Annotated in this window: 14 protein-coding genes; 9 read left to right on the forward strand and 5 right to left on the reverse strand. The window is 66.0% G+C overall.

The annotated features are described in order from the left end of the window. The first annotated feature begins 19 nt into the window (after positions 1 to 19). On the forward strand, positions 20 to 1,171 hold the full coding sequence (locus tag H6717_41240) for an NAD(P)-binding domain-containing protein (protein MCB9583531.1): 1,152 nt from the start codon (positions 20 to 22) through the stop codon (positions 1,169 to 1,171). Here H6717_41240 and H6717_41245 read toward each other — a convergent pair. After that, positions 1,144 to 2,697, reverse strand: coding sequence for a sel1 repeat family protein (locus H6717_41245; protein MCB9583532.1), 1,554 nt, complete (start codon positions 2,695 to 2,697; stop codon positions 1,144 to 1,146). The genes H6717_41240 and H6717_41245 overlap by 28 nt on opposite strands. Before the next feature lie 105 nt (positions 2,698 to 2,802). On the opposite strand from H6717_41245, the gene H6717_41250 reads away from it, so the two are divergent. Next, on the forward strand, positions 2,803 to 3,768 hold the full coding sequence (locus tag H6717_41250) for a prolyl oligopeptidase family serine peptidase (protein MCB9583533.1): 966 nt from the start codon (positions 2,803 to 2,805) through the stop codon (positions 3,766 to 3,768). An 82-nt stretch (positions 3,769 to 3,850) separates the two neighbouring features. Further along, on the forward strand, positions 3,851 to 4,258 hold the full coding sequence (locus tag H6717_41255) for a hemerythrin family protein (protein MCB9583534.1): 408 nt from the start codon (positions 3,851 to 3,853) through the stop codon (positions 4,256 to 4,258). On the opposite strand, the gene H6717_41260 is transcribed toward H6717_41255, so the two are convergent. Continuing rightward, complete coding sequence (locus H6717_41260; protein MCB9583535.1) at positions 4,259 to 4,786, reverse strand: hypothetical protein; 528 nt, start codon at positions 4,784 to 4,786, stop codon at positions 4,259 to 4,261. It abuts the gene before it with no gap. Positions 4,787 to 5,000: 214 nt separating this feature from the next. Beyond that, on the reverse strand, positions 5,001 to 6,146 hold the full coding sequence (locus H6717_41265; GenBank protein ID MCB9583536.1) for a polysaccharide deacetylase family protein: 1,146 nt from the start codon (positions 6,144 to 6,146) through the stop codon (positions 5,001 to 5,003). Between the two features lie 86 nt (positions 6,147 to 6,232). On the opposite strand from H6717_41265, the gene H6717_41270 reads away from it, so the two are divergent. From H6717_41270 to H6717_41285, 4 genes are all read left to right on the forward strand, one after another. After that, the gene (locus H6717_41270; GenBank protein MCB9583537.1) at positions 6,233 to 6,883 is read left to right on the forward strand and encodes a sigma-70 family RNA polymerase sigma factor; all 651 of its coding nucleotides are present in this window, start codon (positions 6,233 to 6,235) and stop codon (positions 6,881 to 6,883) included. Continuing rightward, complete coding sequence (locus H6717_41275) at positions 6,880 to 7,986, forward strand: hypothetical protein (protein ID MCB9583538.1); 1,107 nt, start codon at positions 6,880 to 6,882, stop codon at positions 7,984 to 7,986. Before H6717_41270 ends, H6717_41275 begins: the two co-directional genes overlap by 4 nt. A gap of 755 nt (positions 7,987 to 8,741) precedes the next feature. Next, complete coding sequence (locus tag H6717_41280; GenBank protein ID MCB9583539.1) at positions 8,742 to 8,942, forward strand: hypothetical protein; 201 nt, start codon at positions 8,742 to 8,744, stop codon at positions 8,940 to 8,942. 51 nt (positions 8,943 to 8,993) lie between these two features. Next, entirely contained in the window at positions 8,994 to 9,362 is a 369-nt protein-coding gene (locus tag H6717_41285) for a DUF2326 domain-containing protein (protein ID MCB9583540.1), read from the forward strand. Positions 9,363 to 9,404: 42 nt separating this feature from the next. Here the strand turns inward: H6717_41285 and H6717_41290 are convergent, their stop codons facing one another. Next, the gene (locus H6717_41290; protein MCB9583541.1) at positions 9,405 to 10,523 is read right to left on the reverse strand and encodes a DUF3800 domain-containing protein; all 1,119 of its coding nucleotides are present in this window, start codon (positions 10,521 to 10,523) and stop codon (positions 9,405 to 9,407) included. Between the two features lie 4 nt (positions 10,524 to 10,527). Then, positions 10,528 to 10,866 (reverse strand): hypothetical protein, encoded by a 339-nt coding sequence (locus H6717_41295; protein ID MCB9583542.1) that lies wholly within the window; start codon positions 10,864 to 10,866, stop codon positions 10,528 to 10,530. Positions 10,867 to 10,962: 96 nt separating this feature from the next. On the opposite strand from H6717_41295, the gene H6717_41300 reads away from it, so the two are divergent. Further along, positions 10,963 to 11,727 (forward strand): hypothetical protein, encoded by a 765-nt coding sequence (locus H6717_41300; GenBank protein ID MCB9583543.1) that lies wholly within the window; start codon positions 10,963 to 10,965, stop codon positions 11,725 to 11,727. Positions 11,728 to 11,931: 204 nt separating this feature from the next. Next, positions 11,932 to 12,219 carry a hypothetical protein gene (locus H6717_41305; GenBank protein MCB9583544.1) on the forward strand — a complete coding sequence of 96 codons (288 nt, stop codon included), beginning with the start codon at positions 11,932 to 11,934 and terminating at the stop codon, positions 12,217 to 12,219. Positions 12,220 to 13,463: the final 1,244 nt, after the last annotated feature.

Here is a 13,463-nt window from a genome sequence, read left to right on the forward strand (position 1 = left end):
GGTGCCCGAGGAGGTACCGATGGGAAAGGAACTGTTCGAGGCCGGTGAGGCGCTGCGTGAGCTCGCCGACACGCACTACGACGTGATCGTGATTGGTGGGGGACAGGCTGGTTTGAGCGTGGGGCATCATCTCGCGAGGCGGGGGCTTCGTTTCGTGATTCTGGAGAGCAACGACCGCGTCGGTGATAGCTGGCGAAAACGCTGGGACTCCCTGACGCTCTTCACGCCGGCGCGCTTCGACGCCCTGCCGGGACTTCCGTTCCCCGGGGACCCTGCCTCGTTTCCCAGCAAGGATGCGATGGCTGACTACCTCGAGCAGTACGCCCGCCACTTCCGCCTGCCGGTGCGCACCGGCGCACGGGTGTCACGGTTGTCCATGCAGGGCTCCGGTTACCGCGTGGAGCTGGAACGCGAGGTGTTGGAGGCGGACCAAGTGGTGATCGCGATGGCGGGCTATCAGCAGCCAAGGGTGCCGGCCCTCGCTGCCGAGCTCGACGACTCCGTCGTTCAGATGCACTCCTCCGAGTACCGGAGTCCGGCTCAGCTCGCGCCCGGTAGCGTGCTGGTCGTGGGAGCAGGAAACTCTGGCGCGGAGATCGCCTTGGAACTGGCTCGCGCCGGCTTCGCCACGACCCTCGCGGGGCGCGACGTGGGCCAGCTCCCGTTTCGGGTCGGCGGGCTGTGGGGGCGGCTGTTGTTGGTACGGTTGGTCTTGCGGGTGATCTTTCATCGAATCGTGACCGTGCGCACGCCCATCGGACGAGCGATGCGTCCGACCGTGCTCCGCCACAGCGGGCCGCTGATTCGCACCAAGTGGGCAGACCTCGAGGCTGTGGGTGTGGTGCGGGCGCCGAGGGTTTCGGGGGTGCGTGACGGCTTGCCGCTGTTGGAGGACGGAAGCCGCGGGAACGCGGACAACGTGATCTGGTGCACGGGCTACGACGCGGGCTTCTCCTGGGTCGACTTGCCAATCTTCGACGAAGACGGGAGGCCAGAGCACGAAAGTGGTGTCGCGACGCGGGCTCCCGGCTTGTACTTCGTCGGGCTCACGTTCCTGCATTCCTTGTCGTCGTCCATGGTGCACGGCGTTGGACGAGACGCCGCTCGTGTCGTGAGCAAGATCGGCGCACGAGCCCGCGCCCATCACTCGGGCTTGCAGGCTTCGGCGTGACCGAGCTTGCAGGCCTTTTCGATCAGGGCGGCGCCGCGCTCCTTGTCTTCGGGCACGTCGATGCCCCAATCCAGCGCCCTGCCAGCCGAGTAACACGCCTCCGCGTCGCCCAGCTCACAACCACGCTCCCACGCTTCGAGGGCCTTGTCGTCGTCCTCGCTGCCGGAGATACCGAGGCTGTAGTCGGTGCCCAGCTCGCGACAGGCTCTGGCCTGGTTGGCGCGGCAGTCGCGCTTCACTTGCGCGAACTCGAGGGCGACGGAAACTGAGATTACGGTCATCAGGGCGGCGACACCGAGGGCGACGAAAGAGCCTGCGGCGCCGAGGAGCGCATTCCGGACCTCGCGCCGCCGCTGGGTGAGCAACGCCTCGAGGCCGAGGGCGTGCTCGCGAAGCGGGCGAACGGCGGGGCGTAGATCGATGCCGAGCACGTTGTCCGCCCCGCAGTAGCCGCAGACGCTGACCAAAGATTGCGTTTCTGCGAGTCCCGCGCCACAGCAGCGACACGCCGACGGCTGGCCCGGCGCGGCTGGGGCGCGAGCGCCAAAGGCCGATGCAAGCAGGGTGAGCGCGCGTCGCTTGGCGAAGGCGCCGCGGGCCAGCAAGAGGGCGAACAGCGACCACGCGACGCCGGCGAACAGTGCCCAACCCACGTCGAAGCCGCCGATGTCCCCCAGGCCCGTGAGCGCCAAGCCCCCGAGCACGACCAGCCAGCCCACCCCGCAGAAGACCAACGCCAAGAGCAAGATGAAGCTCGCGAAGCGTGCGCCGGGCTGCGACAAGAGCGCGCGAACGTTGGCTTCGATGTCGCCATGGGCTCGCTTTACGTGGGCTTTCGCTTGGACTCGCTCGCGAAGCTCAACGGGGACTGGCGTCCATCGGCCGCAATGGCGACAGCATACCTGCTCGCTTTCCGGAATCGAGAGCGGCGCGCCGCAGCCCGCGCACGAGAGTACGTGCGCCGGGCCGTGCAGCGCCGGAGGTGCATCTGCCAGACTCGCGATCTTGGCCTGTAGCGTGCCGAACAAGGCGTCGAGCGAACGCTGCTCGTCGGGATGCTCGGCTTCGGCCAGCTGGAGCCGGCGGCCGTCGCGCGTCGCGAGCGTGAGCCGTCGAACGGGAACCCGCGTGTCGGGCATCGATTCGCGGTCCGACGACAACAGCCGGAACACCACGAAAGCCAGTACCAGCTCGAAGGTCAGGCGCGGCTCCCGTACCGTTTCCACCGTGGTGCCGCTCGCGTCGAGATCGGAGAACGCGAACTGGGCTCCGTGCTGCCGACCCCCTTCGAAGCGCACGCCGTGCTCGTCGATCAGTGCGTCGCTCGGCCGGCTGCGCCATGCATGGCGCACCTGCAACAGGGCGTACACCACCAGGAACAACCCCGGGACGAGCCAGAGCGAGCGACCCTCGCCAGTAACGCCGGCGACAGAAAACACCACGCCCGGCGCCAGCGCGAACGCCACCCGGGCGAGGCTCCACAGGGAGCTGGTTCCGACCTGACTCGGCAACCGAACGCTCGCCATGGTCCTTGAATATCACTTCTCGCGACGAAACCGCATGACGTGCTTCACGAGGGTGCCGCTACGGCACGATGACACCCTGTGCGCGGTCTTGCTACTGCTTGGACCATGGCGAGTCACGCTCGGAACGCTGCGATCGCGCTCATGGTCCTTGCCTTCGGTGTTGGTTGCAAGCCGGCGAAGAAGGCAGAGGGCGCCGCTTCCGATGCGGCGTCCGCGCCGACCGCCGATGCGACTTCACCGCTGCCTGACGGCCCGGTACCTCAGGGTGTGTTTCCGAGCACGGCGGTGGGCGCCACCAGCGCGCAGCTGACGATAGCGGGCGCGAAGCGCAGCGTTGCGCTCTACCTGCCCGCGAAGCGAGCCGCAAAGCCGGCGCTGGTGATCGTGTGTCATGGTACCGACGGCGACGCCGCGGAGCAGCTGACAGAAGCCGGCGGCGAAAAGCTCGCCGATAGCGAGGGGCTGGTGGTCGCTGCGCCGCAAGCGCGGGTGATGCCGCAGGCGGACTGGGATCAACACACCGCGGGGCAGACCTTCTTCGAGACCTATCCGAAGGTGACCCTGGAGACCAACGTGGACCTGCAGCTCGTGGCAGCGATCATCGCGGAAGCCAAGGCGGCTTACGGAATCGACGAGCGCCGAGTGTACGTCGCGGGCTTCTCCAACGGTGCGTTCTTCGCTCAGTTCGTTGCCATGGCGCTTCACGATCGGGTCGCGGCCTTCGCCTCCAAGTCCGGAGGTCTGGTGCGTTGCGATACGACCGACGTGTGCACTTTCTCGGGCACGGGCACGAGCTGCGCTGCGCTCGCACAGCAGGCGGACTGGTGCTCCTGCAGTGGCACCGAGAAGCCGGGCCCCATCGCAACGAGCGGCTACAAGCCCGCGGCCTATGTGGTCCACGCCGCAGACGATGGCACCGTGTCGCCCTACTACAGCTGTCAGCTTGCGGACCGCCTGAAGTCCTTGGGCTACGACGTTCAGCTGAGCATCCTCGCGACGGGCGGGCACGAATGGGGGACGGACTTCCTGCCAACCGCGTGGCCCTTCCTCTCGAAGCACAGCATGCCGTAGCTCCAGCCTGCGCCGGATTCGCCTTCAGTCCCCCGAGCTTCGGCCGTTCAAGTGTTCGGCGCACGCCGAAAGGGGTGAGGTAATGGCACTGTTTGCATGGAAGGACGAATACTCGGTCAAGGTCCCCTCGATCGATGTTCAGCACAAGAAGCTGGTGGAGCTCCTGAACGAGCTGCACGAAGCCATGACGCAGGGGAAGAGCACGGAGCATCTCGGGCACGTCCTTGGTGGGCTCATCAAGTACACCGCGGAGCACTTTGCGTATGAAGAGAAGCTCTTCGCTCAATCTGGATATCCCCACGCAAAAGAACACAAGCTCGAGCACGAGCGTCTGAAGAAGCAGGTCCTCGACTTTCAAAAGAAGTTCACCTCCGGTGAGGCTCGCATCAGCATCGAGCTCCTGAGGTTTCTGAAAGACTGGACGAGCAACCACATCCTGGGTTCCGACAAGCGTTACAGCGCGCATCTCGTGCAAGCGAACGTTCGCTGACTACCTGAGCTCCGCCGCCTGGAAGGGCGGCTCGGGAAGCCTGCCGCCGCGGATAAGGATCCGGAGCAGCTGCCTCTCGACGTCGGCGATGCCGCCCTGCGCCTCCAAGTACGGAAGCAGCAGGTGGCCGAGCACGATCATCCGAAACTGCTCGCCGAGCTCCCCTGCCGGCACTGCCAGCCCGCTCTGGGCCCAGCCGCAGCTGCGGTACACCTTCGCTGTCGTTTCGCGGGGCGGCGCTTCGAAGCGGCTCATGGCAGTGCGCGCTTCCCCACTCGCAGTGCACACCCTCTGCCACACGGGCGCGAGCGCCGGATCGTCCAGCGCCTCGAACAAGATGCGCGTGCGCTTGTCGGCCGTTTCGGGCGCGCCGGCCACGAACAGCGCCACGAGCGCCGGCTTTGGGATGCGCCCGCTCTCCGTCTCGTACAAGAGCTCCGCTGCGGTCTTCACCCGCACGGACCGATCTTGCTGGCGCAACACGATGGGGAGCATCTCTTCCGCTTTGAGCTCGGCCTGCGGTGACATGCCCGTCGCCTTCGCGGGGGGCGCGGGCGGCGGGGCCGCGGAGGGCGCTTCCGACGCGACGGGAGCGGGCGCGCGTACGGGCGCCGGAGCCGGGGCACGCGCCGGAGCGGGCGAACACGCGACGAAAGCGACGGCCAGGGCGAAGAGACGCATGCCCCACCGTAACGCACGTCGTCGCGCGACGGGCATCGCGCCGAGCCAACAAGAAAAACCGTCAGCGGCTGAGAGCGACGGCCTCGGGCTTTTCGGGCGCGCGCAACGTGGCCCACACGTCTTCGGCGCCACATCCGAAGCGATCCGTCACGGCCTTTTCGATGGGCACGACGTTCACGTTGCCGTCCTTGTCCATGCGTTCGAGGGCGGACTTCAGGGCGTCGTGGCGGATGTAGTCGTGGATCAGGATCACGCCGCCCTTCTGGGAGAAGCGCCGGAGATTTCCGGTGAGGAAGCCGTAGTCGTGCTTGCGCTGCTGGTCGGCGTCGCCGGATTCCCCGCTCCACATCACGTTGATGAGCTTGGCGCGGCTGAGCGCGGTTTCGTACAGCACCTTGTGGGGCGCGTCCGACATACCGAGGTAGGGCGTGCCTGCCGGCGGACGCGAGTACACCAAGGCGTAGGGCCGGTGCTCCTGCGAGTAACCGCGCTCGGAGAGGATCTGCGCGTGACGCTCGGCAAACGCGCGCCAGTCCGTGCGCAGGGAGCTGGCCGACAGATAGGTTCCCGACTTCTTCTGGAACACTCGCTCGAACATGCGATCGAAATCGTCGTCCGAGCGCGCGAGCAGGGCGATCTCGATCAGGATGCGCGTCGTCTCGTGCTGACCGCGGATGTACTCCACGCTGCGCTCGGTGATGCCGCGCTTGGCCATGCCCACGTCGTGGTTGTAGGTGTGGGAGCCGAGGGTATGGCCTTCGGCAATCATGCGTTGCACCAGGCGATAGGTGTCGCGGCGGATGTTGTGTCCCACCAGGAAGAACGTGGCCGGGAAGTGATGCTTCTGGAGCAGGTCGAGCACCTTCGGCGTGATGCTGGGATGCGGACCGTCGTCGAAGGTGAGCACGACCTCGCCTTTGGGCCACTCGTCACCGGAGTAGAAACCGGCCGGGCTGTCCTTGGGTGCATCTAGATGGCAGCTCGGCGCGGAACCTCGCGGTTCGACCCCAGGCTGCGGAGCTGAAAGAGCGCTCACCTTCTGGACCGGCGGCGCCGGCACGGCGGCGGTGACGGGCGCGCGGGCCACGGCGGCTTCCGTCTTTCGAACTAGGGCGTCGATGAGGGGCGGGGTCGCCGCGGGGGGCAGCGGAGCGTTTGCAGCGCAGCCCACGGAGGCCAGCAGGAGCAGCAGGGGGATCTTCTTCATCACACCCCGGCTACGGAGATCCGTGACGCTTTCTCCGGGATTTTCCGCGTGTCACGGATCGGCGTACAAGCGGATCCGGACTCCGAATGGCCCCCGCTCCCGATAGCTCCAAGGCGCGCGACGACGCCGAGCTCCTGGCTCGCGTGGCCACCGCGGATCCGGGCGTGGCGCATCGAGCGCAGGCGGAGCTGTACGCGCGGCACGTGCGCTACCTGTACGGTGCCGTGCAGCGGCACCGACAGAACCTGCTGCGCGTCGCCGGAGTGAGCCCGGAAGATCTGGTGCAGGAGACGTTTCGTCGAGCCTTCGAGCGTGCGCACACGTTCCAGCGGGGCGAGGTGAACGATGACGACCACCTGCGGCGCCGCACGCGCGCGTGGCTCGGGCGCATTGCCCAGAACCTGCTGGCGGACTACCTGAACCGCGTGCGCGAGGTGTCGGCGACACCCTACCTGGAGCGGCTCTCGTGCGATGGCATCGACGACGAGCCGTCGACCTCGCCGGAGCTGGAGCTGATGCGACGAGCGCTGGGAGAGCTCACGGAGCGCGAGCGGGACGTGCTGCGGGTGACGGCGCTCTACCTGCGCGCGGGAGACAACCAACGCTTGCCCAACGCGGTGAGCGCAGAGCTGGCCCAACGCTGGGGCACCAACAGCGACAACATCCGCGCGATTCGCAGCCGCGCCATGAAGAAGCTCAAGAGCTTCGTGGCGGAGCGACGAGAGGAGGCTCCATGAGCCGAGACGAAGAGCTCGAAGAGCTGGTGGCGGACGCGCTGGCGCGCGAGGGCGAGCTGATCCCCACCACGGAGTCCGAGGTGCTGTGGGCCGAAGACGCCGGCGTGGAGCACGATGGCCCGCTGCCTGAAGCTCTCGCGGAATATCGTCCGGAGCGCGACAACGTGGTGCCCATTGGCCGGGGTCGGCGCATGGCCACACACGCGCTGGCGGCAGTGCTCGGTGCGGCCGCGGCGGCGGCGCTCTTGCTCTGGCGCCAAGGGCAAGTGCCGACGACCACGCTGCCCGCGGGGGAGTCCGCCACGGCGAAGCCGGACGCCGCACCGCCACCCGAGCCGGAGGTCACCGTGGCGCTGTCGGAGAGCTGCCCCACGGCGTGCTGCGCCGGCGCGCGCTGCGCGCTGGCCAAGCCGGAACTTTCCCAGTGCAGCTCTGGGCGGAGCTGCGTCGCGTGTGCCGCTCAGGAGCTGCAGAAGACGCGCTATCGCGTGCGCCTCAGCGGGCTCGCCCTCAGTGGGGAAGGCCAAGCCCTGCGCGATGGACTCCACGTTTCCAAGCTGGAGCTGTGCGTCCGTGCGGGGAGCTCCGCGCTCACCTGCGCCCCCGCTCACGCCGCGGCAGATGGCGAGCAGCAGTGGACCGTGTTGCCCCTGGTGATCTCTGCGCAGGACGCCGTCGCGGGCTTCGAGCTCCAGGTGCGCCCCGCCGGCGTGGAGAAGCCGCTCGCCCGCTGGCAGAGCCCGGTGCTGATCAACGCCACGCTGCTCTGCAACGGCCTCTCGCCGCGCCCCAAGACCGACAAGGGCGACGTCTTCGGCTCCGTGAGCGTGTTCCTGGACGACACCCACTACGTGGAGGTCGCCCGCGCCGCGGGGGTGGAGTCGCTCTTGAAGGACGCCGAGCGCATCCACCTCACGGGTGCCGTGCTGGACGTGTACGAGACGGAAAAGCCCGGCGCCGAGCACTTCGCCCTGGTGGTAGGGCCCATGGCCGAGACCCAGGCGGAGAAGCTCCGCTGGTCGCTGCTCGACGCCGGGGTCGAGGCGCGGGTGGTCCTGGGCGGGGATCACGTCGGGGCACCGCGACCGGTCTCGCGTCCCTGAGGCCGGGATATTCGTCGGCCCGGGTCGTCCGGAATGGGTTGCAGGTGCTCGACGGCCCGCTTCACACCGCCTTGGCGCGGAGGGTGGCAAACGCGACGCCACCCTGGGTGCGCACCTGATCGGCGCAGGCTGGCGGTACGCTGAGCTGGCCGAGAACTGCGGTGGTTCAGTGAACGCGCTTCGGGTCCAGGCGATGCGCCTGCGTCGCGACCTTCGCGAGCGCTACGCGTGCCTTGCCGAGGTCCTCCAGGGAGCCGCCGCGTAGGTAACACTACGGCGTAGAGCCGAATGCGGCTCCCATGCGTGACCTTGCTCTGGTTCGTTCGCGCGGGATTCCACGCGCCCACGCGCTTGTCCGATGGGCCTATGGCCACGCCTGCCTCACGACAAGCGGCACGCCGAGTGCGGCCACAAGGTGGGGCCGCGGGTCATCTCCTTCTCGCTTTGGTGGCGGGGCGAGCGCACACAAGCCTACCGCAAGAGTTCGCGGCGGCGCTGGTGGAAGATCTTGAAGCGGAGGTCCGCTGCAGGGATGGAAACCGAGGACGCTTCCGTCATGGCGAGCGGATCAAGGCGACCAGTGGCTTAGAGTCGCGCAAGGCTGGTTGCTGGCATCAGCATCGCTGCAGCGAACCCATTCGCTGCCACTCGGTGTCGAGGTACGGCTTGTGCCCATCAACGACGCCACGATCCAACCCCGTTGAATCGACGTGCGCCAGGCGTCGGTCGACCAGTTCCTCCGGATGGATGTTGGCATGTCCAATCTCGTGGCCGAGAGTGAAGAGTGCACGCCCCGCGCCGGCGCAAAGCTCGTAGTAGGTGTCCTCGCTGAGGGCTCCCACGATGGCTCCATCGTCGTCCGCGTACCGCGCTTGCGCCTCGAGCCCGAGGGGCAAGTCGACGCCGTACTGCAGCGGCACGGTCCTGCCCTGGACCGTTACTTCGTAGTCGTCTAGACGCTCGAAAAGCTCCGGCCAGGTAGGTGGTCCAGTAACCAGGGCTAGAGCGTGGTCACTGATGCGATTCTGACCTTTCAGGAAATCTCCTCGGCGCTCTATGAGGACTCGAAGGCGGGTGCTTTCGCGATCACGCCGACGCAGAACGGCCCTGAGTTCGAGATCATGATCCACGGCTCGAAGAGCAAGGGAGTGACCAACATGCAAATCTTCTGCTTCGACATGATGCTGTTGAGCCTAACGCACGGTCGAAGCCCGGGTTTCGTGATCCACGATAGCCATATCTCCGATGGTGTCGATGAACGTCAAATCGGGAAGCCTTGGCGATCGGTGCGGAGCTGGCCCCCGAACACTCATGCCATCCGCGCGGACGTCGATGCAGTACTCACATCTACGAGCGCGCGATCCCCGTTCGGCTGACCGATGCGACGGAGGATGGTGGCCTCTTTGGCTTCCGTTCGACTAGGCGAACAGGTTCCGAGCCCGGTCGTAGGACGTAACCGCGTTCAAGCCGAGTCCCTCTCCGGCCACAGTCCTTAACAGGCGGATCTCTTCTCGATACGGTGCTTCCTCCGCCCTGCCCTGGATGATCGAGCCCAATCGGCGGGTACACATTCCGGCAACCAGGTCTGCGACCTGGATTCCTGCTGCCTCATGCGAGGTGGCGAACGAGAGCGAGACCTTTCCGGTGCCGAAATCCCAATTCACAAGAGCCTGGGCGACTGACGTACTCAACAGATTCGCGTTCGCGTTCGACTCCAGCAGTGTGGCGTACCGTTCAAGGATTGGGCGAACATGGGGTTGATCGTCGTGGACCACGCTTGCCGCAGGCCAGGAGGTCGCCGCTCTGTTGACCCGGGCGTACAGGTTTGTGAAGGCGTTCACGTGAGGGAGCATGGCGTAGCGAGTCCTGCCCCTGCTGTCCGGTTCTGGAAGAAGTTGGTCGGGGGGGACCGGCTCCAACTGGCGAGCCCTTGTCGCCACGTCTAGCACTTCGAGAAGCGTCCCCAGCTCTTCGCGAGGCCCCGGCGGCGCCCACCGTCGGGCTGTGAGGACGCCATCGCGGAGGCTGGCCTCGAAGTCGCTGACGGTCTGCTGGTTCGGGTTCTGAGCGAACACGAGGTAGGGCTGAACGTAGCTCGATGGCACCTGATGCGTCAGAAGTTCGGCGAGCATGTTGGCGAGGTCGAGCGAATCCTGCGAAGTCTGGTCGAACCAAGGCCCTCCGAGGAAGTAGCTCACGATGCTGGTGGCCAGGTAGTACGCCTTGTCCATCAGCTCGATGAAGATTGGCGTCGATGCCTCGATGAGACCGCGGACGAGTTCGACTCCGAGACCAGGATGGCGAGCCAGCGTGCTCGACTTGAACTCGGGAGCCTGGATCCGGTGGCGTCGGCGAAGGTCGTCCAGGAGCCGATCGAGGAGACCGGAGCCGAGCGGTTCGCCGATGCCTACGAGTGCGAACGCGGGCTGCCCACCGAACGCCTCGACGATCTTGGCGGCATCCCCAGTGTTGCCGCTCTCATCGACGAATACGGTGAAAGGTGACTCGGGCGATATGGGAACCGAAGCGTTCGGCATCCATCTATCCTGGCCGCGTCTGACCTCGACGCTTCGCAGTGTCGAAGTAGCCGGTCCGCTTCGTCCCGTCGAGCACGGCCCAGGCGCCATCGGAGAAGTGCTCGACCCAGACTATCGACCTCAAGGTGTCGTCGGGGTGGGAATCCGCGTCGGCCGTATTCACCCGGGAGAAGGTGACGTTGGCAGCGGCTGCGGCCTCGGCAAGCGACCGGCAAAACCGAGGTGGGTTGTAGGGCTTGCCGTCGAAGCTGTGCCGTACAGCGAAGTGAAGACCATCGCGTGCTGCCTCTTGTTGCCGTCGAAGCAGGTCACGCTTGGACATCTCAGCCTTGGTCGGGGGCATGCAACAAGTGTAGATCATTGTGCCGGTGGGCCCCGAGGGCGGCGCGTCGGTACCGCTTGCTTGACGTTGGTGGTGCCCGAGGGATAGGGCCTCGGAATGGCCAGCGACGAGCGTCCCGAGGAAGCCAGGGTCCGGCGGATCCTTGAAGGAGATGGGTTCAACGTCGAGCGAATCCCGGAGGACCAGCAGGCCAAGCGAGCCGACTACCTGGCCCGCCGCGGCTCCGAGACCTACTTGGTCGAAGTGAAGCGGATCGACGAGGCAGCGTGGACGTTTGACGCCGAGAACCTCGCGATGCGCGACATCCCTCTTAGCTACCGAAACGGTATCTCGAAGGTGGTACGTGATGCGGTTGCGCAGCTCATGTCCACGCCTGTTGCCGTCTCAGACCCGCTCAGGGTCGCATGGTTTGTTGCGACGGGCATCGAGGCAGAAGCCTACGTCGAACAAGTGCGGGCCACGCTGTACGGGGCGGTCGATCTCATCTGGACGATGGGTGCAGACGGAGCCAAGTGCAAGCGGTGCTACTTCTTCACCTGGTCCGAGTTCATGGGGCTGCCGAACCTGGACGCCGCTGTCGTGGGGACCGCCTCGCAGGGGCAACTCTGCATCAACAGTCACGGGCGGCAGACGGATCGCGTTTGTGCTTGTGCTCTCCGCCAGCTCTTCGGTGAAGCGGCATTGGACCCGCTGGCGGAGGAGGCTGCGGGGGCCGCATTCATTGCCGACGCTGCCTCCGACGTTCGTGACGAGGCCGCGATGCTCGAATCCGTAAAGGCGAAGTACGGACTCTCGTTCCTCCTTCCGTTCAAGCCAACGCAGCACACCGGGGTGGCCTGGCTGCCCGGTGGGCGGACCTGAACGCCCCGCTATCACCCCTGCGGGCGTCCATGGATGTTCAGCTCGGTGGCTGCCGGGATGTTGCGGCACGCCCATGGTGCAGGACATCCAGTTCATCACCATTGCGGGCGAGTCAGGATGTCCAGACCCGAAATCGTGGCTTGCGCTGCCTTGGTGCGCACTGGGCTGACACTGGGTAGGCTCTCCGCGTCGGAGGGCCATGCCGTGAAAGTTCTTCAAACCATCGGGCGCCATAGCGCGTCGGGCCAGGAAGGCATCTTCCAGTACAAGCGAACCGTCAAGGGCGTGTTCATAGACTCCAGCGTCGGGCGGGCGGCGCTTACTCCAGACAAGGTGACAATCACGCATGACGAGTGGACCTCGATTCTAAAGGCGATCGAGGCGCTGCCTCAGCAGACGTTTCGCCTGACTCGTTCCGGCACCGGCGACAAGCCAACGCAGAGCATGTACGACACGATCAGTAGTGCCGTTCCGAGCCCAGCCCATGGGTAGCACTGGAATGACTCGTGGCTCGCGTACATCGCGGCGATTCTCGAGCACGAAGGCTCGATCGACCACTATGGCGGGCCACTGGGTCACGGCGACGGCGCTCCTATCATCTTTGCGCGGGACGTGACCTAGCTCATCGTCGAGTCCCCGGGCGCATCTGGATTGGCGGCCCGTTCACGGTGGATGAGCTGCCCGTGCGGGATCGACGGGACCGATGAGCACCTACCCGACACCAGCGGCAACGACACGCTCCGGGCGCTGATGTTGGCGGCCCGGCTGCTCTCACTGCGCCTGTCGGACTTCAAGGACAAGGGCGCGCGGGTCGTCTATCCAGGGACCAACGACGAGGTCGATCTGGAGGCGGTACTTCACCAAGTGGGTGGGATAGCCTACCGGCGGGGAGGAGCTGATGTCCTTCAAGATCGTCACCTGGAACATGGGATGCGGGCCGCCACACTCTGGCTACCCGAAGGACCACGATTGAGCGTGGGCGTATCTTCTGGACGACCTCCGCCCGGACATCGCCCTGGTTCAAAAAGACCCTGATCTCCAAGCTCGATGCCTTGCAAGGCCGCTACGTCGTCAAGGTCTGCAATCCGGTGGAGGGCGCAGACGCTGGAACTGCCGTGGTCGTCCGGAATGGGTTGTCGGTGATCGACGGCCCGCTCATCACCGTGAGCAACGTAGCCTACGTTGCCACGGCTACGGTGCCCACGTCCGACGGGGCGTTCGACCTTTGCAGTGTGCGCGTCTACCCCGGGAAGAAACAGTTCGCCGGCCTTCATCAGCTCGTGGAGGTCGCCGCAACGCTGTTCAACAACCCAACGGTGATCGCTGGGGACTTCAACGCCGCCAGGAAGTTTGGGAAGCGGTACGCCAAGTTTCTTCGAGGACATGCACGAGAACGGCTTCCTCGACGCCTACTACCGCCAGCACGCTCGGGAGGGTTGGAGCTTCTGGGGCAAGCAGGCCAAGGAGCAGTACCAGGACGACCACTTCCAGCAAGACGTGGGTAGCGAAGGTCGTGAACTGCGAGATCATCAACGAGCCGAAGATCGTCCACGAGGTCAGCGACCACGGCCCGGTGGTGCTGGAGCTGGACGTTGGTCCGTAGAGGCTTGCCCGCCACGATGGCTCCCTACCCATCGACGCCCAGGCCGAGCAAACACGTGCTCTGGCGGGTCGAGGGCGGCCTGGTCGGATCGATGACGAACATGATGGCCTTCTCGCCACCTACTTTCGGCGTA

It is taken from the genome of Polyangiaceae bacterium (assembly GCA_020633235.1).
In the GTDB taxonomy this organism is placed as follows: Bacteria; Myxococcota_A; Polyangia; order Polyangiales; family Polyangiaceae; genus JACKEA01.